Raw genomic sequence first — 26492 nt, forward strand, 5'->3', positions numbered from 1 at the left:
TGTCTTAATATCATGATCCTTTTATTACTTCTTAATGCAGGCCGTTTCCTTACCATTAGTCAGACTCCCCAGCACGCAGATGTTATTATCGTACTAAGCGGAGGAACAGGTAGAGTGGAGAAAGCGGTTGAATTGTTTGAAGATGGATACGTAACTTACATGATATTGTCTAAGGCCCAAGAAACAGCAAGTGAATCAGTGGATATGTTGCAAACGGCTATCTCTTTAGGCATCCCTAGAGAAGCTATTATTTTGGAGAATGCTGCTGCAAGCACTTTGCAAAACGCTGAGTATACATTTTCGATTATGAAGAAGAAGGGATTTTCCTCAGCAATTGTCGTCTCTTCAGACTTTCACATGCGACGTACGAAATTTCTGTTTGAGCCGGCATATAATAAATCAGGTATTGAACTCAAATATATTGGTTCTTATTCGGGATATAATATTAAGTACTGGTGGAGTAGCCAGTATAGTCGGCAGAAAACCTTTAATGAATACGTAAAGATAGTTGGGAATACATTCGGCTATACGTGCCAGAAGCAAAAAATACATTAGATCAAATTAAAAACTGGTTTCGCGGATACCTTAAGTAGTTTATTTTTATTAATAAAAACATAATGAATCTCATTGATTACAGTCTTTAAAGATAATGACGAGAGAGAAGTCGGTAATTCTCATTTTTAATACATCTACTAACCTAACTTGAAAGTGAAAAGTCAGACTCAACCTCAACTTTTACGAGAGTTTAAGAGCCACTCCTTATAGGGAGTGGTTTTTCTGTTTAAGTAGAATAGCGGAAGAAGGGTGTGATACATTAAATAAAATTCAATATAACTTATAACAACAGGAAGTAATGAGTAATTAATTTAATTAATAGGACAATTGTTGGGGAATTCTTGAATATATAATTATAACTATGCAGCCAATCTGCTTCATCTACAAAAAGCACGCAAAGCTCAAATAGCTGGACATTCTCGGGTGCACTATATTAATTCAACCATCATTTTATTTCATCTTTCACATTCCCCCCCCCAACCCAATCTTACACTTTAGAGTGATGGAAAGTTATGAATTCCGTCTTATACTCTATAAGAAAGTACTCTATAAGAAAGTCAAATAAAGGGGGGGGAAAGTGAGGGGGATGAAGGAATATGACTATTCATTGGATGCGATTAAGGGGATTAGCTGTATTTTGATGATTGTAGCACATATTCCGCTTTATTTTAATGGCAATGAGCGGGTGTTTCAGATTCTTGCCGGCTTGGCCCCTGTACTTTTCTTTGCTGTCTCGGGGGTGACAACCACCTTGCAGGTTCGAAGGAAAAGCTTCAGGTCGCTGCTTAGCTTCTACGTGTTGTTCGCTGTCATCGGTTTCTCCTATAATCTCATGTGGAAACCGGAGGTTCAGGCGTTTTCGGTAATGGATGTTCCTCAGATCATTGCACTCGGAGTGCTGAGTGTATACCTCATAGAGAAATATTTGAAACCTCCACTCTATTTGTATCTCCTTTTGGCGTTGCTTGTTTTTTTGGTGCATTTTTTCATTGGCAGTCTTTTGCCGGACTTCCCGTTTAAATCCATACTGTTCACAGAAACTGTTGGGTTTACCTATTTCCCGTGGATGTTTGCGTTTGTGGCCGGGATCTTCGCTTATCGGTGCAGCAACCGGGTGAACCTTATTGGAGCTCTTGTAGCGGGGGTACTGCTCGTGATATCCAGTTACGGTGGAGTGCGTGAAGCGGATTTTATTAAATACAATATGTCTGTGAACTATCTTCTGCTGTCTTTGTTTGTATTGTTCGGGGTCTTTTATCTCTTCAGAAGGAAAAAAAGCTATGCTCCCAGTAATCTGATGCTCTATTTCGGTAAGCATTCATTTCTATTTCTATTTACCCATCTGATCTTGATCTTGGCCTTTGACCGGCTTGGGCTGGGCCGCTTGTATATTGTGTGGATATGGTGTCTGGCACTGGTCGGCACTTATGTGGCGATGAGAGTCCTGCTGTGGCTGGGCCGCTTCATCGAGCCGTATATGGGGTATCCGGCGGTTTGGGTTCTTATTGTCATTAGTGTGGTTGCGATTCCGCTGGTGATTTCTAATCGGGATTTAATCATTCTTGCGGAAGCTTCGCTTGGCATCCTCTTTTCACTGAATTACAAGAAACTTTCCAGTCTAATGCCTGCGAGCCCCTCTTCCCGCCAGCTGCCGGCGCTTCAGGAGGTTATCCATGACAAAGCTTAATTATAAGCTGATCAGCACGTACCGCACCCAACTCATGGGACTGGCGATTCTGTGGGTGGTGCTGTATCATTCGACGATGAATGCATCCTCCGTGCCGGTTGTCGGCACCTTGCAAGCCTATGGGTACGGTGGAGTTGATATCTTCCTGCTGGTTTCAGGTTTGGGGTTATATTATGCCTATCGCGGCAATGTCAGCACGGCTACCTTTTACAAAAGACGGCTGCAGCGGATTCTGCCAACGTATCTTCCAGTGGTACTGTTGTTTTGTCTTCTGTATTGGGGGATCGGTGAGATGTCCTTTACAGAGGTCCTTCTGAATCTGACGACGCTTAGCTTTTGGCTCGGGCTGGACAGCCGGTTTGACTGGTACGTCCCTGCACTATTGGTGTTGTATTTGCTTACGCCGCTGTTTATGTATTTTTTCAGAGAGCGGAATAAGGTTATTACTGTTGCTGTGGCCAGCCTTCTTGGAATACTGCTCAGCGTAGTTCTATCTGGAACTTCGCTCTCCTATTTGCTGATTTTCACGATAAGAATTCCGATATTCTGTGTAGGCGTGTTTGTTGGATACCTTATCGATCAAAAACGGGCAATCTCGCGGCTGAGTCTGATCTTGCATCTTGTAGTGTTTGTCTCAGGTATATTGCTGCTGGTAGTTAGCCAGAAATATTTGCAGGACTATGTATGGAGTTATGGACTGTGGTGGTATCCTTTTATTCTGATTACACTGCCTTTATGTATCTTGGCGGCGGGAATGCTGCATTGGATGGCAGAGCGTAAATGGACCCGTTATCCCTTCCTCTCATTCTGCGGCACGCATAGCCTGGAGATTTATCTGCTTCATGAAAGAATGCTCAAGATGTTGACAGATCTCCGGAGAAGCCTGAACCTGCAGGTGAACGACCTTGTTGTGAATGCGATTTGTATCCTCATTACGTTGGGACTGGCCTTTCTATTGAAAAAATCAGTTGCCGGGTTCAGCGCCAGAGTGAAGTCCGGTACAATACCGGCAACTACTTCGTGATTGCGTTTAAAATCTAAGGCTGTCGAGATAGTTTCGGCAGCCTTCTTTATGTGGGAAGTTCAGCTAACCTTAGGATTATCTTAAGAATTAAACAGGAAAAAAACAACATAAGCCCTTTCCGTTTTCTGGTACAATAAGTATATTTCATGCAGTAAAGTAAAGGAAGGGATCCCATAGTGGCTGAAAATATTCTGGTGGTGGATGATGAGCAGGCCATCACCGATTTGATCGAAATCTACTTAAGAAATGAAAATTTCAATGTTCTTAAGTTTTATAATGGGCAGGATGCCCTCAAGTATATTGAGAGTGAACATGTGGATTTAGCAATTCTGGATGTTATGCTCCCGGATATTAACGGTTTTACCATCTGCCAGCGCATTCGGGAAAATCACAATTTTCCTATAATAATGCTTACGGCTAAGGATGAAGAAACAGACCAGATTACGGGTCTTACGATGGGGGCAGACGATTATATTACCAAACCGTTTCGTCCGCTAGAGATGGTCGCGCGGGTAAAGGCGCAATTGCGCAGATATAAGAAATACAAGTCCATGCCAGTGCCTGATGAAACGGTCATAGCCTATTCCGGTCTGGTTCTGGATGTGAACACCCATGAGTGCTGGCTGAACGAAAAACAGTTATCTCTTACACCTACAGAATTTTCAATCTTACGGGTCCTTTGTGAGAACAAAGGCAAAGTCATCAGCTCGGAACAACTATTTCGCGTGATTTGGGGCGATGAATATTACAATAAAAATAATAATACCATCACTGTTCATATCAGGCATTTGCGCGAGAAAATGAATGATTCAGTGGATAATCCGAAATGGATCCGAACGATATGGGGGGTGGGGTATAAAATTGAAAAGTAAAACCCATATTCAGATGAACTATGCAAAGTTAAGGATGAAAGTATTCATTCGAATGCTGATTTTGATAATTCTTGCTATCATCGCAGTGGATATTCTATATTTACTGGTTCGAGGACGACTGGGTGAGGGAGGCGTTCTGTTATTACAACATGTTTTTGGTTACGAATATAGCGATGCCCTTTCGATTTACGAAAGTACTTTCCGTGATCATTGGGAAATCATAATGCTGATAGCGATATCGGCCTTTTTTCTTATTTTTTTCTATTTTTCTTTATCCTGGTTTACAAAATATTTTAATGAAGTCAATGCAGGTATTGATGCCTTAATTAAGGATGAAGCAGATATTACGCTATCACCGGAGATGTCCTCATTGGAGCAGAAACTGATTTTTGTGAAGCAGACCCTCAAGAAACGTGAACTGGAGGTACAGGTGGCAGAGCAGAACAAACGGGATTTGGTCATGTATCTGGCTCATGATATAAAAACGCCGCTTACTTCCGTCATTGGATATTTGAGTTTACTTAACGAAGCTTCCGATATGCCGAAGGAGCAACAAGAGAAATATATGAAGATCACTTTGGAGAAGGCGTATCATTTGGAGCGTCTTATCCATGATTTTTTTGAAGTCGAAAGGTATAACCAGCAAACACTTCAACTCAACAAACAGAATGTTGACATCACTTATATGCTGATACAAATGCCGGATGAATTTTATCCCTCGCTCACGACTGCCGGGAAAAAGATGGTTATTGACGCCGAAGATACGATAACCGTTTATGGTGATGCAGATAAGCTGGCGCGGGTTTTTAATAACATTTTGAAGAATGCCGTTGCATACAGTGACGATAACAGCACGATTGAGGTGGCGGCAAAAGCCCATGAGGGTATGGCCAACATTACCTTTACGAACACCGGGCAAACCATACCGCCTGATAAGCAAAACAGTATCTTTGATAAGTTCTACCGGTTGGATGATGCCCGTTCAACGAATACGGGAGGTGCGGGCTTGGGTCTGGCCATTGCCAAAGAAATAATAATGGGGCATGAAGGGCAGATCGGGATGCAGAGTGAAAATGGGAAAACTGTATTTAGCGTAAAAATCCCGCTCACTTCACATGGAGGTCACTTAATGCATTCTTAGAATTTTCTTAATAAAATAACGTTTAGTTATTAAAGTTCAGTCTGCTTGCTGACGGTACAATAAATACCGGGTAAGCAGACTTTTGTCTGTAATGGAAAGGGCATGAGACGTTTCTAATTGAATAAGGGAGGTTGGAGTATGGAATTAATGCTGGACAGACTTACCAAACAATATGGACGCAAAACAGCGGTCGATCAAATGACGATTAAGATGAAACCAGGAGTGTATGGCCTGCTTGGGGCGAATGGGGCAGGAAAAACTACACTTATGAGGATCGTCTGCGGAGTGCTGAATCCTACCTCTGGCGATGTTCTTTTGGATGGTAAAAGTGCAGGGGAATTGGGGGAGGATTACCGTAATCTTCTAGGGTATCTTCCGCAGGATTTTGGATATTATCCGGATTTCACAGCAGAGCAATTTATGCTCTATGTCGCTGCATTGAAGGGGATTTCACCTCAGAAGGCCACTATTCGCACAAGGGAGCTTTTGGGGTTAGTGGGTTTGTCCGAAGTCTCAACCAGAAAAATCCGGACGTTTTCCGGGGGGATGAAGCAAAGACTGGGAATTGCACAAGCTGTTTTGAATGACCCTCAAATTTTGGTGCTGGATGAACCTACTGCGGGACTTGACCCGAAAGAGCGTGTGCATTTCCGCAATCTAATTGCGAACTTTTCCAAAGACAAGATAGTCATTCTTTCTACTCATATTGTATCTGATATAGAATATATCTCCGACTCCGTTCTAATGATCAAAGACGGTAAGCTGATCATCAATAGTCCAGCCGGCAACATTGCGAACGAAATGGAAGGTAAGGTGTGGAGATGTGTGGTTACGAAGGAGTATGCCAATACAATCAGCAATTCATTGTGCGTGGCAAATCTGCACCACGGTGATAATGATACGGTCATCCTTCGTGTACTTAATGATGATATCCCGATGGACGGTGCAATAAATGAGGTGCCTACGCTTGAAGATTTGTACTTGTACCATTTCCGGAACGATATTGCCGAATATAGGGGGAGCCGATGAATAGTTTATTCAAATATGAGTTGTTGAAAATCGCCAAAAAGAGAATGAATATAGTGGTCGTTCTGGTCAGCTTGTTCTTAACGCTGCTGTTCTTTATCATGCCTGTTCAGAATTATATTTCACTGGAGCGTGATGGCAGGCAGGTGAATGGTGCTGCTGCAATTCAGCTTGAGAAAGAGTATGCCAAAAAGCTTGAAGGAACACTTACGGAAGAACGGGTTGCACAAGATATTAAAGAGTATCAGACATTGTTCACCAATCCTAAGAATGTGTTGAAAGACGGGGATAAGGTTAACTTAACGGATGAGAATTATGCCCGTTATGTATTACCGCATTACTCTTACTTGAAAATGATTGATGAAGCTTTTTTGAAGCCTCAGGTTGCTGATAACGGACTAACGGTTCTTAGAGATATGCGCTTGGAGGATACAGCGGGATTTTATCAGGCGCGCGCGGACAAAGTGAAGAGTTACTTAGATATTGACTATTCTGACTGGAAATATTCGAATCAGGAAAAGCAATTCTGGAACACTAAAAACAGCCAGATTGAAACGCCTTATGAATATGGTTACCACGCTGGATGGAGAAGCTTGTTCCAGTGTTTTGAATTGCTGATTGTTTCTATTATTGCAATTTGCATTTGTATTGCTCCAGTATTTGCAGGAGAATATCAATCGGGAGCTGACAGCGTTATTCTATCTACCCGATACGGGAAATCGAAATTAATAAAGGCGAAAATTTCAGCGGCTTTTCTTTTTGCACTGCTTGTGTTTCTAATAAATGTTCTGGTGGCAGTAGGTATTCAACTATACGCGTTTGGATTTGAGGGCTGGGATCTTCCATTACAGATTTTAAATGTTACCATTCCTTATAATCTATCCTTGTTGGAAGCGGCTATGGTGTGTATTTTGATCTTATTATTGGTTTCGATGGGGATGGCCGCCGTAACACTTCTTTTGTCCGCAAAGCTGAAAACAGCTTTTGCAGTGCTTGTTGTAGATGTGCTGGTCATATTACTCCCTGTCTTTTTGGGGCTTAGCGGGACAAATGGTATACTGAATCATATTCTTATGCTGTTTCCGTACATGGCTGTACAGCCGGTATTTCCTGCGGAGTACACTTCGTATTTTTCTTATCCATTTCCCGGCTTGACCGTAGATATTATCACTATGAGGATTATTGTTTATGTTGTTATAAGCGCTGTATGCATTCCCTTTGTCGGCCGCGCCTTTAAGCGTCACCAGGTCCAATAAAGCCTTATGAATTCATTACAGCAAAAAGAGCCGGCACTTAACAAGTTTCGGCTCCTTTTGCTGCCCCTATTCGCCCGTCTGCACAATCCAAACCTCCGGCAGGTTCCGGAATTGTTCGGCATAGTCCAATCCGTAGCCGACGACGAATTCGTCGGGGATTTCGATGCCGCAGTAGTCGATGGGGATGTCGGCAAGGCGGCGGGAGGGCTTGCTGAGGATGGTGCAGATGCGGACACTAGCGGCCTCACGGAGAGCAAAGAGCTGCTTGAGATGCTGCAGGGTCAGGCCGGTGTCGATCATGTCCTCGACGAGGAGGACATGTTTGCCGCGGATGTCGGTGTCGATGTCTTTTTTGACGGTGATGACGCCGCTTGAGGTGGAGCTGGCGCCATAGCTGGATACGGACATGTAATCCATGCCGATGGGGAGGGTGATCTCGCGCATCAGGTCAGCCATAAATACGGCTGCTCCCTTGAGGATGCCGATGAGCACCAGCTCCTTGCCTTCGTAATCCCGTGAGATGTCTGCTCCAAGCTCCTGGACTCTTTGCTGCAGCTCTGTTTTGGTGACCAGAACCTTTTGTAATGACGTCATTGTGTGGGCTCCTTATGAATCAGAATGATCCCGCAGCAGTAACCTTTCTATGTTCACAGGCTGCTAATGATCAGGATGTTCTGTCTTTTTCCTTTAGCATAACATCATGTGCCCCCCCTTCGTAAATAGTTGTGGAGGAGACGAGGGTGATTTTGGCATGGTGCGCAGCTGGGGAATGGTTGAAGCGCCGCAGCTGCGCGGAGCTCCCCAATATTCTTTGATGAAGTCCACGACATTCCCGGCGCCTAAAAAAGAACGAGACTGCCGCCATTACGCGGGAAGTCTCGTTCTAAGAGCTTGGAAGATTAGTGTACGGTTACGTTATCCGGCTCATGAACCGGCTGCTCCAGTACGGTAGAGCCGTCTTCAAGACGGAGCCAGGTATCAAAATTCTTGTCGCCCAGGGTTAGTTTTATCACGCGGGCACCCCGCTTAAAGCCTTCTTTTCCATAAGTATTGTAGCCTGAGGCCCGCCCGTAACAGAGGCGTATGCCATGCAGGCTGCCGACAAAGTCGTTGATATGGTCATGTCCGCAAAAGGTGCCCAGCACATCGCCCATTTCCAGCAAAGTCGCAAATAATCCGGAATTAACAGGAGCAGAACAGACGCGTTCGAATCGGTGTCCATGGCAGAGCCGGGTAGACCATACCTCCTGGTACTCGGGAATCGGGATATGAAAGAATGCGAGTGCAGGCAGCTTATCCTCTTGTGCTTGCGGGTTCAGCCGTGCCGATTCAGCTGTCAGCCAGTTAAGCTGATTCCGCTGGATCCAATTATAGCCTGGTACCTGCTCAAGCTCGGAGTAGCTGCCGGAGTCCAGAAAATAAAGAACTGCAGCGGAGCTGCCATTAGGCCCCTCAATTTCAAGTGTATAATTGCCTGTACCGGCAAGCTCCGCAGGTCCGGCCTCAGCCAGCGTGTGAGGATGCTCCAAGGCTACCTGCATCAGTTCATCACGGGAAATGCGGGTTTCTGTATCATGGTTGCCAAATACAAAGGCCCAGGGAATGCCGGTTTGTTCAACAGCGGCGACAGCCTCCCGGAAAGCTTCCTGAGGATTCTCACATTCCTTTTCTTCCGCTGGAACGGGACCCGTGTAAATTAAATCCCCCGTAAAAACGATAAGATCAGGCTGCTCCGCTTCTATAATACGCTCCATGAGTTTACGGGTAAGCTGATCCTCGGCTCTTCCATCCATCCAATGTAGATCGGTAAATTGCACAATTTTAAAGGTTCCATCATTCTGGAATGATAAATGGCGTTTCATTTGAAAATTCCCCTCTCTGGCCAAAATCAGTCGATATGGATACGCCGGGTGAAATGATCTCCTGAGTTTCGGCCGATCATAATATCAAATTCACCAGGCTCGAAGATAAGCTTATCGTCCCTGCCATAGAACATCAACATGTCTCTTGTGATTTCGAAGGAAACCAACTGTTTCTCATGCGCTGTCAATGAAAGCTGCCGGAAACCCTTAAGCTCTTTAACCGGACGCACAACGCTTGCGCTGACATCGTGAATATAAAGCTGAACGGTTTCTTTGCCGTCGATGTCCGAGGTATTCTCTACCTCAATAGAGGCTACAAGCTTGTCAGCGGCTTCAACCTTGAAGTTGCTGTAAGCAAAATCAGAATAGCTCAGGCCATAGCCGAAGCAGAAGAGCGGGTCGTTGGGGCAGTCTAAGTACCGGGTTACATAACGTACTTGCGGATACATGGGATCATAGGGACGTCCCGTTGAATAGGCATTGTAATAAACCGGAATCTGGCCCACAGTATAGGGGAAGCTCATGGATAAACGTCCGGATGGATTGTAGTCCCCGAATAGTACATCTGCCAGTGAGTTCCCTGACTCCGAGCCGAGGAACCAGGCCTGGAGCAAAGCATCGCTGGCATCCAGCACAGGCTTCAGCTCCAGTGGCCGGCCGCTGAATACAATGGTCACTATCTTTTTGCCAGTGTCCTTCAGGCGCCAGATCAGCTTCTCCTGATTAGGCGACAGGCGCAGGTTGGTTTTGCTGCCGCCTTCTCCGGTATCCTGCTGGTTCTCGCCCACTGCAGCAAGGATCACATCGCAATCCTTCAAGCGCTGAAACGCTTCTTCTATCCCGTCCTCTACATCAAATATACCCTCCAGCATACTCCCCAGCTCGCCGGTCATTGCTGTAAGGATATCCCCGGCTGAGGTTTTCCGGGAAATTCCTGTGTAGAGCGAGACCGCCGGGTCCTTTTCCGTTCCGGCCCAGCCGCCCAGCACATCTATGGAAGTGGCGAAAGGACCGGCCAGGCCGATTTTCATCCCCCGCTTGAGCGGCAAAGCTTCATTCTCATTTTTTAGCAGCACAACCGAACTTGCGCCAAGCTCGCGCGCGGTCTGCAGATGCTCCGCATTAGGCTCGGCTGCCTCATCCACTTGCGGATCCGCATCCTTAAACGGATTTTCAAACAAGCCCAGTGCGTCCTTAAGCTCCAGTACCCGGATAACCGCTTCGTCGATCAAAGCGGCATCAAGCCGGCCTTGTTCAATCAGATCTGCGGCATGATGGAGATAGTGGGTGGACATCATCTCGATATCAAGACCGGCAGCCAGACTTTTCTCTGCGGCTTCGCGGCCATCCACTGCAGCCCCGTGGGGGATCAGCTCATTGACGGAATTGAAGTCAGCGATGGTAACACCATTGAACCCCCATTCCTCCCGCAGAATCCCGCGCAGAAGCTGTTCATTTCCGGTTGCCGGAATACGGTCTACTGTATTGAATGCGGCCATTACCATGGCTACACCGGCATCGACCGCGGCCTTGTAGGCAGGCAGATAGAATTCACGCAATACACCGGTGGACATATCGACCGTATTGTATTCCCGGCCGCCCTCAGGCGCACCATAGCCGGCGAAATGCTTGACACAGGCGGCTATGCGTCCTTTTTCCTTCAGGTCTTTGCCCTGATAGCCGCGCACCATGCTTTCGGTGACGCGGGCATTCAGATAAGGGTCCTCACCGGATGTTTCCATGACACGGCCCCAGCGCGGATCGCGGACGAGATCGGTCATCGGAGAGAAAGTGACATGAATCCCGGCAGCTGCGCTTTCTTTGGCAGCAAGCTCGGCAAAGCGTTCACAGGCTTCCAGATCGAAGCTGCAGCCCAGCGCCAGAGGAATGGGCAGTATGGTCCGGTAGCCGTGGATGACATCTGCCATAAAGAGCAGCGGAATCTTCTGGCGGCTTTTTTGCATATGGCGGGTCTGCATTTCGATGGCATTCCGGGCTCCAACGCCGTTCAGAACGCTTCCGATATTCTCAATGGCATGTGGCTTAATTTTGAGCTCCTTGAACGGACCTGTCAAATCAACGGTATCGTCCAGGCCCCAATAATAAGGACCAAGCTGGGTTAATTGGGCCAGTTTTTCGTCCAGTGTCATTTCATTCACAAGCTCTTGGATAAACGGTTTAGTCATGGCAGACTCCTTCTTCATCGAACGCATTGAAAGTTATTGGGATAAATAGATTTGCAGTTCTTCGTCAGGCAGCGTAAGCACAGTGCTTGCAGGAATGCTTAGCGCACCCGGGCGATACGGATTGGCCAGGATTTGGCCGGCAACGGCATTGCCCTCCGAACGCAGTTCCGGTGTGCGGGTGGAACCCGATCCGATATGATAAACAAATTGTAAGGTACGGCCGAAACATTGATAAGTGAAGCGCAGACCGTCCAGACTGGCCGGAAGAACCGGATCAATAATCAGGCTGTCTGCCGTGAAGCGGATTCCCAGAATGCCGGAGATGAGCTGATTCAGGTAAATGCCGGGTCCGCTGGAATATAGCCGCCAGCCGCCTTTCACTGGGACGCTGCCGGTGCGCAGCTGATCGAAATTCTTGTGATAGCTGTAGCGGTCCGGGAAATCTCCGTCCGAACTGCTGAAATACATATTGCTCTGGCGGATTTTCGCATTAGGCACGCTCTCGCGGATATTGATCGGATTGATTTGGAACAGCCCTTCCCAGGCACGCTCAGCATCTCCCAGCTTAGCGGCCGCCTCAAGATAACGAATATGGGCATGCACATATTGCAGGCTGATTTCACGGCCGACATTGGCGGCCTGCTCGGCACGCCGGAAAATGGTGCTTACACCGCCTTCATAGCGGGCCGGGCGGTCCATTAGGCGTACGCCATCCGGACATTTGAGATGCTCATCAATCAGGCGCAAATTCATATCCGCTTGTGCAGGGTCCACCAGTTCGGCAATGATGCTGCGTGTCATCGGCAGCAGGCGATACTGTATTCCGGTATTTTGGTCCAGCGGATGCAGCATGTATTCGATGGTTTCGGCGTCTTTGAAGTAAGCGAAGCCGGCAATAACCTCATCTTTAATGAGCAACGTCTGGAAAGAGGCCTTCATCTGTTCTGCCATTTCAGCAAGCGACCTTGAGAACTCAGGGTCGAATGCCGTGACCTGCGACAGATTCCGGATGACCTGGAATGCCAAGGCAACGGTCCAGGCGCTGACCAGCTTGGTCTTCAGCGCTTCATCGGCAGGCTGCAGGGTATCATCCCAGTCACCGCCGGCATAGGAGATGAGGGCGGTTCCAGGCAGGAAGCGCTTGCTGATTGTGTGCACAGCTGCCTTGACATGCTCAAGTACGGATTCCGATTCCCGGGTAGGCAGGGCATCTGCCAGATAGTGATAGACTACCTCTTCTTGGAAAATAGAGCTGTCCCCGGTAGCCATTACATAGTCGGCAATGCATTTAAGCGGCCAAAGCACGACATCGCCATGCCATTCAGGGGACTGGACAGGGTGCTGGTCGAACATAAACCATTGCGGCCACTCCCGGCTTTCCCACAGCTGGTGGGCAAAAATCTCCAAAAGAACATTTCTGGCCAATTCATAATGCTGGGTCATCAGGAAATATTCCATCGGCCCCTGACATACATCCCGCGTGCCCCATGCGGCTCCGCCTGGCTGTTCAAGTCCGTGCGGCACAATAAAATGGACCATTGCATTATGCGTATACCACCATGCGGTTTCGTTCAATTTATCAATCTTTACCTGTTCGGCACCCTCGATCTGCAAGCAGAAGCGGGAACTGAAAGCTTCGTAGAATTCTCTGTACAATGTTACTTCATCTTCAAAGCTGTAAGGAGCCAGCGGCAAACTTCCCTTGTCCTCAAGCCTTCCTTGCATGACTAGCTGGAAGCTTGAGGACTGCTCTACGGAAAGGGTAAGCAGTGTACCGTTGCGCGGCTTGCCGTCTTCATAGAATATCCGGTCGTCACTTAAATTGAAAGCGGTATCAGGTAATTGAATGTCATAATGCAGGCCGGGATAAGGATGGTTCCGCCAAGTGTTCTCATCTGGTTGAACGCGGATAATTCCGTCTGCAGCGCTGACTCTCACCGGATGCTGGAATTCATGCTCGCCCATAACCAGCTGATTAGTAATCAGGTAATCGTAGGATTTTCCGAGCTTTGACTGTACCTGAAGCACAATATCCGGTTGATTGGCGGCAGCAAAGGTGGTGATCGTTAACGTATCATCCTCCAGCTTGTAATGCCATTTGGCAAAATTCACACCCATTTCATAAACGGCCGGCAGGGTAAGAATCCGGTAGACGCCATCATGGCGGATATAAATGCGCTGTCCTGTGTTCTTGAGAATATTGAGCAGGCCGCGCGGCGTGGAGAGGAGCTTATGGAAAGAAGTATTGCCCGCCACCGTCTGACCGTTGAAAATACCGTACATGTAGTTGGTGGACGTAATCAGGTTGTTGTTGACCTGTGTGTCATCCATCAGGGTGGTAATGATATGTCCGTGCGGGCGTTCAACGAGCAGTTCCTTGGGCTGCAACACGACATGGACGTGGTCATTAGTAAAGAAGGACAACAGTTTACCATCCTCGTATTCCTCGAGCTTTCGCTCAGGGAACGCGGCATCAATCTCGGCTTGTGACCACTGCGGAGAGACATAAGGTCCCCCGATTTCAGCACTGAGCGTGACTGTGTCTCCCTCTTGTACAGTGTCGCTCAGGTTCCAGTCTATGAAGGCATAAGCTTCCTGCAGCCGGGACCCAAACTCAAGAGACGTTACAGCGGCGGGATGAGTCTGGCGGAACAGGCCGTAGAAGGCAAAATCAACGGTTCCAGCCAGCTTCATTTGCTCTGTTTGCAGACCGGTATAGGCCAGCTCATATTGAACATTTTGGTTCGGAAGGCCGCTTTCCAGTACTTGAGGAATATCCAGGGCTTTAAAAGATAAGCCAAAAAACTGCGTGCCATCTGTTGAATAGCCGACGGCTTTGGTCTGAAGCACACCTTGCTGCAGATAGGGGAAAGCTGTGCCCTGAGGCTGGTTTTGGCGCGAGCATACAGCGTAACCGTTAGGCCCCTCCCAAATGCTGTGATCCAGGTACTGGCTCATATACAGCTCATTGGACAGCACGCCGCCTTTTTCAGCGACACCGAGATCCTGTCCATAAATGACATCAACCGTTTCCCCGTTTCCGGAGAGCTGGATATGCCAGAACCAAATGCCATCAGCAGCAGGGGAGAAGGTAACACGGTAATCAATAGCCTCTATCCGGCCTTGGTAAATAAGTCTTTCGTGATTGTACAATAGTTTGGAGCGGGAGCGGATTCCCAGCAAGGGATAGCTTTCAATGCCTTGTGCTGTATGCACGCGAAGATAAATATTATTGGCCGAACCATCCATAGAATTGCCCTGGAACTGATTGATGAGGAATGGCCCGTTGGAGAATTCAAAGATGTCGCCTGTTGGCAAGAACGTGTACTTGGATTCATCGAGTGTAAAGGTAATCATGTTGGATTGTGGTCTGAAAATCATAAGAACCCTCGCCTTCCACTACATGAATAGGACATGAAATTGAACGGATAGGGGAGTTCAAATCAAATGTCATCAAGGGCATGCATTTTCACCAAAAAAGATAATAGAAACGTTTCCATGTTAGGTATACCTCGATATTAGTCTCGTGGCTAAAAAATGTCAATCATCTTTGAAATAATTATTGTTTCGAAACATTTGGGACTGTATATATAATTAATGTACTTGAAATTCGAAAAAAAATTCAATTGACAGCGCATACATTTTAAGAGTATGCTCTTCGCAAGGGGAGTTCCAAAAAAATGATGGAAACGTTTCTATACCTTTAAAACATAGCTTTTATCGTGATTGGTAGTCGAGTTAATTTATTCCATTGGTGTGAATGCATCGTTCAAATTGGAGGTGGGTCTATTGGCTAGAATTATGCGAACTGGTGGAAATATCGGCCGGGAATTGCTGAAGAACAAAGTTCTTTTCCTTATGCTGCTGCCCGTGCTTCTGTATTTCCTGATCTTCCACTATGCGGTAATGCCCGGAGCTTATGTCGCATTTGTGGATTACAAACTTAACAAGGGGATCTTCGGAAGCCATTTTATCGGCCTGAAGAACTTCGAATTCCTAGTCCAAAATGGTGATCTCTGGAATATCACCAAGAATACCCTGCTGTACAATGTGGCTTTCCTTGTCTTGGGGAATATCATTCAAATTGTGTTTGCCATTATGCTGTCGGAGATAACGGGCAAATGGTTCAAGAAGATCTCCCAGTCGGTGATTCTCCTCCCGAACTTTATTTCAATGGTTATCGTAGGGGTATTTGCCTACAACCTATTCAATTTTAACTCCGGTTTTATCAATACGATGTTGGCCGGAGCCGGGCTGGACCGCCACGAGTTCTACTCCGATGCAGGCATTTGGAAATACATTATTGTCGCCTTCAAAATCTGGGCCAGTACCGGATACGGCATGATTATCTATCTGGCGGCCATAACAGGGATCAACCATGATTTGTATGAGGCTGCTTATATGGACGGCGCTACTACCTGGCAACGGATCCGCTACATGACCTTGCCGATTCTGAAGCCAACCTTTATTCTGCTTCTGCTGTTCGGAATGGGCGGGATTCTCAAAGGCTCCTTTGACCTGTTCTATAATCTGATCGGGACGAATTCCGTACTGTATCCGCAGACGGATATCATTGATACTTATGTCTTCCGCTCATTGGTGGGGCAATTCAACTTCTCCATGGGAGCCGCTGTTGGCTTCTACCAATCCTTGTTCGGGCTGCTTCTGGTGCTTGTGGTGAACTTTATTGTGCGCAAGGTCGAGCCTGACAGCGCATTATTCTAAGACTCAGAAAGAAACAGGGGTGATGATAATGGAAAAGAAAGCAGTCAAACAAGATGTCGGCAGTATCTTCATTAAAGCCATCAGCTATTTGTGCATCACAATCTTTGCGCTGATTTGTTTATTTCCTTTTGCGCTGATGATCACTTCCTCATTTATGAACGAGCAGGAAATTGTCCGCGAAGGCTACAAGCTGCTGCCCAAAGAATTTTCCTTCAAGTCATATGAGTTGCTGCTTAACAACTCTACAAATCTCATCAATGCTTATCAGGTAACTATTTTTATCACTGTAGTGGGTACGGTGCTGGGACTGTTTATGATGTCGATGGCCGGCTTTGTGCTCAACCGCAAGGATTTCAAGTACCGCAATTTCTTCTCCTTCCTAATTTACTTTACGACGCTCTTTAGCGGCGGCTTGATTCCAACGTATATCCTGATGGTCAAGCATCTTCATATGAAGGATAACTTGTTCGCTATGATCCTGCCGGCTGTGGTCGGCGCCTGGTCGATCTTCCTGATGCGCAATTTCATGAAGGCGATTCCGGATTCCTTATATGAATCCGCTACCATTGACGGTGCCGGCGATTTCCGCATCTACTGGCGGATTTTTATTCCCTTAGCGGTTCCGTCCTTGGCCACCATTGGACTGTTCTCGGCGCTGGGCTTTTGGAATGAGTGGTACAACGGGATGTTGTATATGGACAGCCCAACTAAATACCCGTTGCAATACTTTTTGCAGCGGATGGTTAATCAGACCAACCTTGGGACTATGATTAACTCGGGGGCAGTGATTAATTCAGCCGATCTTCCTACGCAATCTATCAAGATGGCTACAGCTGTTCTCGCCACAGGGCCAATTATTCTCCTCTACCCGTTTGTGCAGCGTTATTTTGTAACAGGGCTTACCGTCGGGGCAGTAAAGGGTTAATGGACGTGATCTCTTAAGAGAGGCGTTTATTATAGATGAAGAATTCATAAACAGACAAGAAAAGGGAGGCTTACCTGATGAAAGGTAAAAAAATCGCGTCTTCTTTAATGGCAGTCCTCATGCTTGCCGGGGTATTGACAGCCTGTACGTCCAAGAACAACAACAATGAGTCAAGCACTTCTCCAACGGATTCCGGAAAGTCGGAAACTACTGCAAATACGGGTGGAGTAGACACTTCCAAGGAAGCTAAGCTGACGTACTACCTGTGGGGCAGTGAAGGGGTTAACAACAAGGCGATCCTTGGCGAGATCAACAAGAAGCTCAAGGCAGATCTGAACGCAAGCATTGAAGTGAAGTATATTGACTGGCCGGATACGGCTACCAAGTACCCGTTGTTATTTGCTTCCGGTGAAAATTTTGATATGTCCCACGCCTCTCCCGGAGCACCAGTTTCCTATTTTACATTAGCCAGTGAAGGCGCACTCGTGGACATCACGGAGATGCTCGACAAGGTTGCTCCTAAGCTGAAGGCAGAAATTCCTGCAACTGTCTGGGAGAACACGAAATACAAAGGCAAAATTTATGGAGTTCCGAGTCTTTACAGTGAATACACACCTACCGGTTTCGCTTATCGTTCTGATCTGCTGAAGAAATACGGCATGGAAAAAATCAGCTCAATAGATGATATGGTGAAGTACATGGACAATGTTGTTGCTAACGAATCCTTCACGCCGATCAACGGCAAGGCTGAAGATGCGCAGAATATGTTCAGAATGCTGGTCGATACCACGGATATGTGGCTTAACGCCCCTGGTATTTCTCTAAATGAACTGAATCTGGTGACCAAAAGTCCGGAGGACTTCAAAACCGTCTTCCATCCGGCCTACACCCAGGAATTTGAAGATTGGGCTGTGAAAATGCGTGAATGGGCGGATAAAGGGTATTGGGGTAAAGATGTGCTGTCCGCAACCATGGGCGGGAAAGAGAACTTTAGAGCGGGAAACTCTGCAGGTTATTTGACTCATGCCCAAGACTGGATCGGTCAGTATGGAGCGGATATCAAGGCACAACCTGAATCAGATCCTTACTTCTTCACTTTCGCTGAAGCGAACAAGAAAATCAAACGTAAGATGGGCGTGGACAACTCGACCGTAATCAGCACAAATTCGGCTAATCCGGAACGCGCACTGATGGTGATTGAGAAGTTTATGACTGATGAGAGCTATTACAACCTTATTCAATACGGAATTGAAGGCAAACAATATGTCATTGAAGACGGCATCAAGAAATTCCCTCCAGGCTACAATGAAAAAACAGATGCCGGCGGCTTCTCGGCCTGGTCACTCAGAAATGACAAGTTCGTTGTTCCGAGTGATACCGAAAACCCTATCCGCAACTCTTTGTTCGCTGAATGGGATAAAGTGGCAATCGATGATCCGTACAACGGATTCAGCTTCGATCCATCGAATGTGACTACAGAAATCGCTTCAATCTCCAACGTGAATTCACAGCTTGGTATCCAGCTGATGCTTGGCAAAACTAGCCAGGAGCCTAAAAAAGCAGTTGCAGAATACCGCGAACAGCTGAAAAAAGCAGGAATTGACAAGGTCATTGCCGAAGTACAGAAACAATTAGCAGAATTTGTTCCTGTCAACTAAAGGAATGCTATAAGGCGTAAGGGAGCTATAAGTACTTATAGCTCCTTTACCCATAGATGGGGGAGTACAGTGGACGTAAATATCAAGGATATCGCGCGGATTTCCGGTGTCGGCATCTCAACAGTCTCGCGGGTAATCAACAACAAAGGGCTGGTGAGCAAGGCGACAAGAGAAAAGGTTCTAAGTGTGGTCAGGGAATATAATTATGTTCCCAATTCCAACGCACGGAATTTGAAAACCACGGAATCCAAGAACATTGCACTTATGGTCAAGGGGATTACCAATCCTTTCTTTTCCAATATGATCAAAGAAATTGAACGGCAGGTTAATTTGCGGGGTTACCCGTTTCTCATTCAACAGGTGGAGGATGGAACGGATGAAATCAAAGCGGCTATTCAACTGGTGAAAGAAAAGAATCTCTGCGGGATTATCTTTATGGGCGGAACGTATAATCATTCCGAAGAAAAGTTCAAACAGCTGACGATTCCTTTTGTGCTGACGACGATTACCTCAACCCAGAAGGTGGACCCTTCCGTATTTTCCAGTGTGATCATTGATGAATTGAAGGAAGCCTATAAGGCGACCAATTACTTAATCTCACTCGGACATACGAATATCGGGTTTCTGGCTAAGTCCCCTTTATTGGACGAAACCACAGGAAACCGCCGGCACTTGGGCTACAAAAAAGCACTGGAAGAGCATGATCTGCCTTACGATGCTCAATTGGTCGAGGATTGTGAATACAGTCCCAGCTCCGGATTTAATGCCGCGCGTAGACTGTTCAACAAGAATAAGGGAGTTACGGCTATTTTTGCAGCCTCCGATACGATTGCGATTGGTGCGGCCAAAGCTGTGCTTACCGCCGGGTTGTCTATTCCGGGCGACATCTCAATCCTTGGCTTTGATGGTATTGAGATGGCTGAGTATTATCATCCTTCTCTGGATACAATCAGCCAACCGGGCACGGAAATGGCATTATCAAGCGTGGGCGTTCTCTTTGACCTCATCTCGGGACAGTCAAATAACCAGCATATTGTCTACGATGCGGTATTGCTCAAACGCGGCTCTTGCAGGATGATCAAGGATTATTAGGGTGAAGTGTTGTTGTTAAAGGAGCAGGTAAAGCGCTGCTCCTTTTTGCTATAAAAAAACATTATAATTATTCTGAAAAAAACCCATCATAAACGATAGCACTTCTGTAGATTTTTATTTATAATAATTATTATCTGGATGTCATAAATAGTTCAAAGGTTTTATAAAAAGCCCTATTTCCTTGTGATATACTTAACACAGCGATTTCGGATGTTGTGAATGACATACCTTTAAATATGGATAAACAGTGATAGTGCCTACACCACTGATTAGAGACTAGGATGGTGAACAAGCGATGCATATTGTCGTCGTTGGCCTGAATTACCGTACAGCTCCTGTAGAGGTGAGAGAGCAGTTCGCATTTGCGGAGAAGGATCTGCCTGCGGCGCTCCATGAACTGATGCAGACCAAGAGCGTTCTGGAGGGGGTTGTCGTCGCCACCTGTAACCGGACGGAAATTTATGTGGTCGTGGACCGCCTTCATATGTGCGGATACTTCATCCGCAGCTTTATGGAGCAGTGGTTCAATGTAAAGAGTGAACAATTTGCACAGCATATGTATATATATGAAGATGAGCAGGCTATTGCCCATTTGTTCCGTGTGACCTGCGGTTTAGATTCCATGGTGATTGGTGAGACGCAGATCCTGGGACAGGTGCGCAATTCTTTTTTGTCTGCCCAAGCAGAAGGCGTGACCGGCACCTGGTTCAACCAGCTGTTCAAGCAGGCTGTGACGCTCGGCAAACGTGCGCATAGTGAAACTTCGATCGGCGAAAGCGCGGTTTCGGTCAGTTATGCGGCGGTGGAGCTGGGCAAGCGTATTTTCGGCATGTTCACCGGCAAAAGAGTGCTGATTCTCGGCGCCGGCAAAATGAGCGAGCTTACGGTGAAGCATCTGTACAGCAGCGGTGCGGCAGAGGTTATTGTTGCCAACCGCACGTTGTCGCGGGCGATAGAGCTGGCTGAGAAGTTCTCGGGGAAACCGAGCACGATTGACGAGGCTTTGAAGCATCTCGATGAAGTGGATATTGTCATCAGCTCTACTGGCGCTGACGGTTTTGTGCTGACAGCGGATCAGGTGGCTGCCGGCATGAAGCGCCGTCCTTCGCGGCCGCTGTTCATGATTGATATTGCCGTTCCGCGTGATATTGATCCGGCGGCCGCAAGTGTGCCGGATGTGTTCCTGTATGACATTGATGATCTGGAAGGCATCGTCGAGAGCAATCTGGAGATGCGCCGCAGTGAAGCGGCCAAGATCGAGGTCATGATCGCAGAAGAGATGGAGGAATTCCAGGTATGGCTGAAGACGCTTGGCGTCAGACCGGTCATCCGTGCGCTTCAGGACAAATCGAATGGAATTTATGAAGAAACTATGGATAGTCTGTTCAACAAGCTGCCTGAGCTGGACGAGCACCAGCGCAAGGTGATCCGCCGCCTGACGAAAAGTATTGTGAACCAGATGATGCATGATCCGATCAATGTGATTAAGGAACTGTCCGGCGGCAAGCAGGGGAGTGAGGCACTTGATTATTTCACGCAAATCTTTGCCCTTCAGGAGCAGCTAGGAACCGATCCGGACAGCGGCAGCCCTGCACCGGTTGAGCGGACTGACAATGAACGTTCTTCAAGCATCGACTTTAACGTGCCTAAGACGGTGTTTGCTCCGGCAGGCCTGCTGGGCGGGTGAAGAACATGCAACTGCTGAACGGAATATATGATACCGCTCTGCTGCTATATGCCCTGAGCCTGCTGTTTATTTTCTCGGATTGCCTTCGGCGTAATCCGGGCGGGAAGCGGCTAGGCACGGGGCTTCTTGTCGTTGTGGGACTGCTGCAGTCTGCCGGGCTTGCGATCCGGTTCTCCCAGGAGGGAGGACTGCCCATTTTCACCCCGTATGATTTCCTGTTCTGGTTCTCATTCAGTATCGTGCTGACTTCACTTGCGGTGGCGTACACGCGTGGAGGTGAATTCACCATCCTGCTGCTCAGCGGAGCGGGCTTCAGTGTGTTCCTGCTGAACCGGGTATGGCTGACGGCTGCGGATCATGGCCTGGAGAGCTGGAGTGCGGTGCACGGATGGCTGGCAATGCACATTATTTTAGCTAATTTGAGCTTTGGCGCACTGACACTGGGTGCGGTATTTGCGATAATGTATCTGTTCCTGCACAGTAAGCTGAAGAGCAAGAAATGGGATGACCGCGTCCGGCGTCTGCCTAGTCTGGAAACGATGGATAAATATTCGTATACATCAATTCTCGCCGGGGTTCCCCTGCTGAGCGTATCGCTTGTATTGGCGGGCATGTCCATTATCGCAGAAGGGCGGACCCCGCTGTTCCAGGATCCCAAGGTGCTGACTACACTTGTCGGGCTTGGGATTTACATAACCTATATCTTGCTGAAGCGGTCCGGCCGAAGAAGCGGGACGGTTATGGCCCGCTGGGCGATTTCGGGATACGGCTTCATTATCCTGAATTTTCTGTTGAATTCATGGTCTGATTTCCACGGCTGGGGCGGGAAGTGATGAACATGGTGAACTATTTTCCTGTCATGCTGGATTTGCAGGATCAACGGATTGTGGTGATCGGCGGCGGGGCCGTTGCCGAGCGTAAAGTAGGTCCGCTGCTGGAAGCGGGAGCGGCGGTGACCGTTGTCAGCCCCTCGTTAACGGAGAGGCTTAGCGAACTTGCAGAGAAGGGCATGCTAATCTGGATTAGCCGCCCTTATGCTCCCGGGGATCTTGAGGGGGCCTTCCTGGCCTATGCCGCCAGCAGTGATGCGGCGGTTAATGAAGCAACTGCACGGGAGGCAAAGGCTTTGGGCCTTCCGGTGAATGTGGCCAGCCATGCCGAGGCGGGGAACTTCATTACTCCCGGCGTGTTTCGCCGGGGACGTCTGACGGTGGCCGTATCGACCTCGGGCGCTGGTCCTGGTGTGGCTGCGAAGATTACGGAGCAGGTTGCGGAGATGCTGGGCGAGGAATACGAGCCGTATCTGGATTTTTTGCATGCGCTGCGGGTAGAGATCAAGCGGCAGGAGCCTACAGCCGCGGTCCGTGCACGGCTTCTGCGCAAGCTGGCCCGTCTGGACGTGTTGGATGAGATCAGACAGGGTACTTTTAAAGAGTGGAACCCGGAGACGGTTCAGGTCTGGATTGCCGCTAACCGTGAGGCGTAGATATGTTAAAGCTCCTGGAACGTTGGGCTGGAGATGTGCGGAAGCCATTTTTGAATAAGACCGAAGACTGCTGAAAAAGGCACGAGTTGTTGGTAGAAGTGAAAAACTTGCCGGAATGTTGCGGGAGTTTTCATTGGTGGCCGAATCTGGGGAAACGCCGGGTAAATGACCGGAATGTGGCTGAACCAAGCCTTGCAGATGCCGTTGTAAAGAGCAGCTCACGGGTGAATTCGGTTTGGTCTTGGGGTAAATGTGAGAACGTGAAAAAAACAGCAGGCATGCCGCTGATTGTATAAGAGTAGTATGATTGTGAGAGCAGTAAGGCACATGCAGGTTACCGGGAGGAATGTAAATATGCGCAAGATTATTGTAGGCAGCAGACAAAGCGCGCTCGCGCTGACACAGACGGGGCATGTCATCGCCGATCTGGAGCGTCTGAGTGAGGAACACGGCTTCGGCTTCACCTTTGAAGTGCACCGGATTGTCACCAAAGGCGATCGGATTCTGGATGTCACCTTGTCCAAAGTGGGCGGCAAAGGGTTGTTCGTAAAGGAAATTGAGCAGGCCATGCTGGCCAAAGAGATCGATATGGCTGTACATAGTATGAAGGATATGCCCTCTGAGCTGCCGGAAGGGCTGATTAACGGTGCTGTGCCGCGACGGGTCGATCCGCGTGACTGCCTGATCGCTACCGGAGCAGCTAGTCTGGATGAGCTGCCGCAGGGTGCGCGTGTCGGTACCAGCAGCCTGCGCCGTTCCAGCCAGCTTGCCGCACTGCGGCCTGATCTGGACATTCAGCCGGTGCGCGGCAACATTGACTCACGGCTGAAGAAGCTGGAGAGCGGCGAATTCGACGCGATCCTGCTGGCGGCTGCGGGTCTCTCACGTATGGGCTGGGAGGACCGGGTAACGGCATATCTGCCGCCGGAGGTCTGCCTGCCTGCTGTCGGGCAGGGAGCACTCGGCATCGAATGCCGGGAGGATGACGCCGAGCTGCGGAAGCTGCTGGCACTTTATAATGATGAGCATACGGCCCTTACAGTGGCGGCGGAACGGACGTTTCTTGGCGCACTGAACGGCGGCTGTCAGGTGCCGATTGGCGCTTTTGCGGTACTGGGAGCAGAAGACAGTGGAACTGAATCCAATGCATTAGCAGGTTCTGCTGCACCGGATTCTACCCGCAGGGTCATCACATTGACCGGCATGGTGGGAACGCCGGATGGCTCAGTGATCCTGAAGGAAACCTGCACCGGGGAAGATCCGGTTCAGCTTGGCGAAGAGGTCGCCAGGAAGCTTATTGCCCGGGGAGCAGAGAAGATTTTGGCGGATGTAAGGGGATGATGGAGATGAAGGGGAAAGTCTATCTTGTAGGTGCAGGTCCAGGGGACGCCAAGCTGATTACGGTGAAAGGCCTGGAGTGCATCCAGAAGGCGGATGTGCTGGTTTACGACCGGCTGGCCAGCCCGAGGTTGCTGAAACATATGAAGTCCGGCGGAGAAAAAATATACGTAGGCAAGCTGCCTGACCGCCATACGATGAAGCAGGAGGAAATCAATCAGCTGCTCGTCGATCTGGCGCTTGAGGGAAAGACGGTCGTGCGGCTGAAGGGCGGAGACCCGACGATTTTTGGCCGTGTGGGTGAAGAAGCGGAGCTGCTGCGCAGACATGGCATTTATTATGAGATTGTGCCGGGCATTACCTCGGCGATCAGCGTGCCGGCCTATGCCGGCATTCCGGTGACTCACCGGGATTATGCTTCCTCGCTCTCGATTATTACCGGACATGAAAGTCCGGATAAGCTGGATCATTCCATTCATTGGGATAAGGTGACAAATGCTACGGGAACACTGGTGTTTCTGATGGGCGTTGCCAAAATCGGCTATATCAGCGCCCAGCTGATCAAACACGGTCGGCCGCCGGAAACGCCGGTCGCGCTTGTCCGCTGGGGTACGCGCGCGGATCAGGAGACGCTGATCGGGACACTCGCCGACATTGAGGCGAAGGTAAAGGCGGCGGATTTCCAGCCGCCTGCCGTCATCGTCGTCGGCGACGTGGTGCTGCAGCGCCAGCAGCTGATGTGGGTAGAAGCTCTGCCGCTGTTCGGCAAGCGCATTGTGGTTACACGGGCCCGCAGCCAGGCCAGCGAGCTGGTGGACCGGATCGAGGAACTGGGCGGCGAGCCGTACGAGTTCCCGGTCATTGAGACGGTCATGCCGGAAGGCGCAGGGAAGAAGGCCAAGATTGCAGAAGCGCTCGGCGCGTTATCCGCATACGACTGGGTCTTCTTCACGAGCGCGAACGGCGTGGAGTTTTTTTGGCGTCACCTGGCGGAGCTCAAGGTGGACATCCGCGGCCTGCACCGCGCGCGCATCGGCGCGGTGGGACCGGCCACAGCCGCGGCGCTGGCCCAGCGCGGGCTGGTGGCCGAGGAGCTGCCTGGAGTCTTCCAGGCAGAAGGGCTGATCGAAGCCTTCGGCTCCAGGCTGCTGCCTGGGCAGAAGGTGCTGCTGCCACGCGGCGACCTCGCGCGCGAGTGGCTGCCGGACAAGCTGAGGGAGCTGGGGCTGGAAGTGACCGAAGTGGACACCTACGAGACGGTGGTCACCGGCGAGGATGACATCGAGCTGCTTAAGCTGCTGGAGGAGAAGCGGATTCACGCGGTTACCTTCACCAGCTCTTCGACAGTGCGCAACTTCATCAGCATCCTGAAGCGGATGGGGCTTGAAGATCCGCTTCCGCTGCTGGCGGGCGTGAAGATTGCCTGCATCGGCCCCGTGACCGAGAAGACTGCCGTAGAAGCCGGTCTGACCCCGGGGCTGCTCCCCGACGAGGCGACGATCGAGGGATTGGTACAGGAGCTGTGCCGCTGGAATGAAGGAACGCGGCTGCAATAATCATTTAATGGCTGGCGGACGAATAGGGAAATCTAACTTAGCTGTACTTTGTACAGCTAAAATAGACTTAAATCCCTCATAAGGATGGTTAGTTGTATTCTGTACAGCTAAATTTGCCGATTTAAGCGGAAATCGCTATTTCGGTGATTTTAGTTGTATGAAGTACAGTTAGGCGGCAAATCAGCGGGTATATTGTGAAATTAGTTGCAGAGAATGCAGTTAGCGCAATCTGCCTGAGTTTGTCTGAGTTTGCTTGGTTTACTGGGTTTACAGCAGGGTTAGCTGGTTAGCGGGGTTTGCTTGGTTTGCTTGGTTTGCTTGGTTAGCTGGTTTTGCTGGGTTAGCTTGGTTAGCTTGGTTAGCTTGGTTAGCTTGGTTAGCTTGGTTAGCTTGGTTAGCTTGGTTAGCTTGGTTAG

21 protein-coding genes and 1 pseudogene are annotated in these 26492 nt (G+C 48.7%); 17 read left to right on the plus strand and 5 right to left on the minus strand.

The genetic code is table 11. The annotated features are described in order from the left end of the window. The first annotated feature begins 12 nt into the window (after window positions 1-12). From AC3WT9_RS20880 to AC3WT9_RS20910, 7 genes are all read left to right on the plus strand, one after another. The gene (locus AC3WT9_RS20880) at window positions 13-555 is read left to right on the plus strand and encodes a YdcF family protein (protein ID WP_492407931.1); all 543 of its coding nucleotides are present in this window, start codon (window positions 13-15) and stop codon (window positions 553-555) included. A 577-nt stretch (window positions 556-1132) separates the two neighbouring features. Next, window positions 1133-2242, plus strand: coding sequence for a hypothetical protein (locus AC3WT9_RS20885; protein WP_492407932.1), 1110 nt, complete (start codon window positions 1133-1135; stop codon window positions 2240-2242). After that, entirely contained in the window at window positions 2229-3266 is a 1038-nt protein-coding gene (locus AC3WT9_RS20890; RefSeq protein ID WP_492407933.1) for an acyltransferase family protein, read from the plus strand. The genes AC3WT9_RS20885 and AC3WT9_RS20890 overlap by 14 nt, the downstream gene beginning before the upstream one ends. Before the next feature lie 176 nt (window positions 3267-3442). After that, window positions 3443-4138, plus strand: a complete 696-nt coding sequence (gene vanR / locus AC3WT9_RS20895) for a VanR-ABDEGLN family response regulator transcription factor (protein WP_341095796.1) — start codon at window positions 3443-3445, stop codon at window positions 4136-4138. Then, window positions 4071-5279 carry a sensor histidine kinase gene (locus tag AC3WT9_RS20900; protein ID WP_341095794.1) on the plus strand — a complete coding sequence of 403 codons (1209 nt, stop codon included), beginning with the start codon at window positions 4071-4073 and terminating at the stop codon, window positions 5277-5279. The genes vanR and AC3WT9_RS20900 overlap by 68 nt, the downstream gene beginning before the upstream one ends. A 138-nt stretch (window positions 5280-5417) precedes the next feature. Next, entirely contained in the window at window positions 5418-6308 is an 891-nt protein-coding gene (locus AC3WT9_RS20905; protein WP_341095791.1) for an ABC transporter ATP-binding protein, read from the plus strand. A gap of 23 nt (window positions 6309-6331) precedes the next feature. Next, the gene (locus tag AC3WT9_RS20910) at window positions 6332-7561 is read left to right on the plus strand and encodes a hypothetical protein (protein WP_492407934.1); all 1230 of its coding nucleotides are present in this window, start codon (window positions 6332-6334) and stop codon (window positions 7559-7561) included. A 66-nt stretch (window positions 7562-7627) separates the two neighbouring features. Here the strand turns inward: AC3WT9_RS20910 and hpt are convergent, their stop codons facing one another. From hpt to AC3WT9_RS20935, 5 genes and pseudogenes are all read right to left on the minus strand, one after another. Then, window positions 7628-8155: a hypoxanthine phosphoribosyltransferase gene (gene hpt, locus AC3WT9_RS20915; protein WP_038595755.1), complete on the minus strand. Its 528-nt coding sequence runs from the start codon at window positions 8153-8155 to the stop codon at window positions 7628-7630. Between the two features lie 70 nt (window positions 8156-8225). After that, window positions 8226-8350 (minus strand): annotated as a pseudogene (locus tag AC3WT9_RS20920) (hypothetical protein); the annotation flags it as partial. Between the two features lie 110 nt (window positions 8351-8460). Continuing rightward, window positions 8461-9423 carry a metallophosphoesterase family protein gene (locus AC3WT9_RS20925; RefSeq protein ID WP_341095785.1) on the minus strand — a complete coding sequence of 321 codons (963 nt, stop codon included), beginning with the start codon at window positions 9421-9423 and terminating at the stop codon, window positions 8461-8463. Between the two features lie 26 nt (window positions 9424-9449). Further along, a complete protein-coding gene (gene bglX, locus AC3WT9_RS20930; RefSeq protein WP_492407935.1) occupies window positions 9450-11609 on the minus strand; it encodes a beta-glucosidase BglX in 2160 nt (719 codons plus the stop codon). Window positions 11610-11642: 33 nt separating this feature from the next. Beyond that, window positions 11643-14990, minus strand: a complete 3348-nt coding sequence (locus AC3WT9_RS20935; protein ID WP_492407936.1) for a GH36-type glycosyl hydrolase domain-containing protein — start codon at window positions 14988-14990, stop codon at window positions 11643-11645. A gap of 399 nt (window positions 14991-15389) precedes the next feature. On the opposite strand from AC3WT9_RS20935, the gene AC3WT9_RS20940 reads away from it, so the two are divergent. The 10 genes from AC3WT9_RS20940 to cobA all read left to right on the plus strand — a co-directional run bounded on the left by AC3WT9_RS20940 (window position 15390) and on the right by cobA (window position 26076). Beyond that, entirely contained in the window at window positions 15390-16334 is a 945-nt protein-coding gene (locus AC3WT9_RS20940; protein WP_341097770.1) for an ABC transporter permease, read from the plus strand. A gap of 28 nt (window positions 16335-16362) precedes the next feature. After that, entirely contained in the window at window positions 16363-17259 is an 897-nt protein-coding gene (locus AC3WT9_RS20945; protein WP_038595743.1) for a carbohydrate ABC transporter permease, read from the plus strand. 77 nt (window positions 17260-17336) lie between these two features. Continuing rightward, window positions 17337-18917 carry an ABC transporter substrate-binding protein gene (locus AC3WT9_RS20950; protein WP_076114210.1) on the plus strand — a complete coding sequence of 527 codons (1581 nt, stop codon included), beginning with the start codon at window positions 17337-17339 and terminating at the stop codon, window positions 18915-18917. A gap of 69 nt (window positions 18918-18986) precedes the next feature. Beyond that, window positions 18987-20009 (plus strand): LacI family DNA-binding transcriptional regulator, encoded by a 1023-nt coding sequence (locus AC3WT9_RS20955; RefSeq protein ID WP_341095779.1) that lies wholly within the window; start codon window positions 18987-18989, stop codon window positions 20007-20009. 295 nt (window positions 20010-20304) lie between these two features. After that, entirely contained in the window at window positions 20305-21696 is a 1392-nt protein-coding gene (gene hemA / locus AC3WT9_RS20960; protein ID WP_341095777.1) for a glutamyl-tRNA reductase, read from the plus strand. Between the two features lie 5 nt (window positions 21697-21701). After that, window positions 21702-22529 carry a cytochrome c biogenesis protein CcsA gene (ccsA, locus tag AC3WT9_RS20965; RefSeq protein ID WP_340899736.1) on the plus strand — a complete coding sequence of 276 codons (828 nt, stop codon included), beginning with the start codon at window positions 21702-21704 and terminating at the stop codon, window positions 22527-22529. A 5-nt stretch (window positions 22530-22534) separates the two neighbouring features. After that, window positions 22535-23182, plus strand: a complete 648-nt coding sequence (locus AC3WT9_RS20970) for a precorrin-2 dehydrogenase/sirohydrochlorin ferrochelatase family protein (RefSeq protein ID WP_492407937.1) — start codon at window positions 22535-22537, stop codon at window positions 23180-23182. 89 nt (window positions 23183-23271) lie between these two features. Continuing rightward, complete coding sequence (locus AC3WT9_RS20975) at window positions 23272-23478, plus strand: hypothetical protein (protein ID WP_341095772.1); 207 nt, start codon at window positions 23272-23274, stop codon at window positions 23476-23478. Window positions 23479-23536: 58 nt separating this feature from the next. After that, window positions 23537-24523: a hydroxymethylbilane synthase gene (hemC, locus tag AC3WT9_RS20980; RefSeq protein ID WP_341095769.1), complete on the plus strand. Its 987-nt coding sequence runs from the start codon at window positions 23537-23539 to the stop codon at window positions 24521-24523. A 5-nt stretch (window positions 24524-24528) separates the two neighbouring features. Further along, entirely contained in the window at window positions 24529-26076 is a 1548-nt protein-coding gene (gene cobA, locus AC3WT9_RS20985) for a uroporphyrinogen-III C-methyltransferase (RefSeq protein ID WP_341095767.1), read from the plus strand. The last annotated feature ends 416 nt before the right edge of the window (window positions 26077-26492 follow it).

This window comes from Paenibacillus sp. EB106-06-01-XG199 (assembly GCF_058791575.1).

Coding starts and splice junctions, on each gene's coding strand:
- hpt (WP_038595755.1), bottom strand. CDS start 8,155: ATGACGTCATTACAAAAGGTTCTGGTCACCAAAACAGAGCTGCAGCAA.
- AC3WT9_RS20925 (WP_341095785.1), bottom strand. CDS start 9,423: ATGAAACGCCATTTATCATTCCAGAATGATGGAACCTTTAAAATTGTG.
- AC3WT9_RS20890 (WP_492407933.1), top strand. CDS start 2,229: ATGACAAAGCTTAATTATAAGCTGATCAGCACGTACCGCACCCAACTC.
- AC3WT9_RS20970 (WP_492407937.1), top strand. CDS start 22,535: ATGGTGAACTATTTTCCTGTCATGCTGGATTTGCAGGATCAACGGATT.
- AC3WT9_RS20905 (WP_341095791.1), top strand. CDS start 5,418: ATGGAATTAATGCTGGACAGACTTACCAAACAATATGGACGCAAAACA.
- hemC (WP_341095769.1), top strand. CDS start 23,537: ATGCGCAAGATTATTGTAGGCAGCAGACAAAGCGCGCTCGCGCTGACA.
- cobA (WP_341095767.1), top strand. CDS start 24,529: ATGAAGGGGAAAGTCTATCTTGTAGGTGCAGGTCCAGGGGACGCCAAG.
- hemA (WP_341095777.1), top strand. CDS start 20,305: ATGCATATTGTCGTCGTTGGCCTGAATTACCGTACAGCTCCTGTAGAG.
- AC3WT9_RS20880 (WP_492407931.1), top strand. CDS start 13: ATGATCCTTTTATTACTTCTTAATGCAGGCCGTTTCCTTACCATTAGT.
- AC3WT9_RS20950 (WP_076114210.1), top strand. CDS start 17,337: ATGAAAGGTAAAAAAATCGCGTCTTCTTTAATGGCAGTCCTCATGCTT.
- AC3WT9_RS20935 (WP_492407936.1), bottom strand. CDS start 14,990: ATGATTTTCAGACCACAATCCAACATGATTACCTTTACACTCGATGAA.
- AC3WT9_RS20945 (WP_038595743.1), top strand. CDS start 16,363: ATGGAAAAGAAAGCAGTCAAACAAGATGTCGGCAGTATCTTCATTAAA.
- bglX (WP_492407935.1), bottom strand. CDS start 11,609: ATGACTAAACCGTTTATCCAAGAGCTTGTGAATGAAATGACACTGGAC.
- AC3WT9_RS20900 (WP_341095794.1), top strand. CDS start 4,071: ATGATTCAGTGGATAATCCGAAATGGATCCGAACGATATGGGGGGTGG.
- ccsA (WP_340899736.1), top strand. CDS start 21,702: ATGCAACTGCTGAACGGAATATATGATACCGCTCTGCTGCTATATGCC.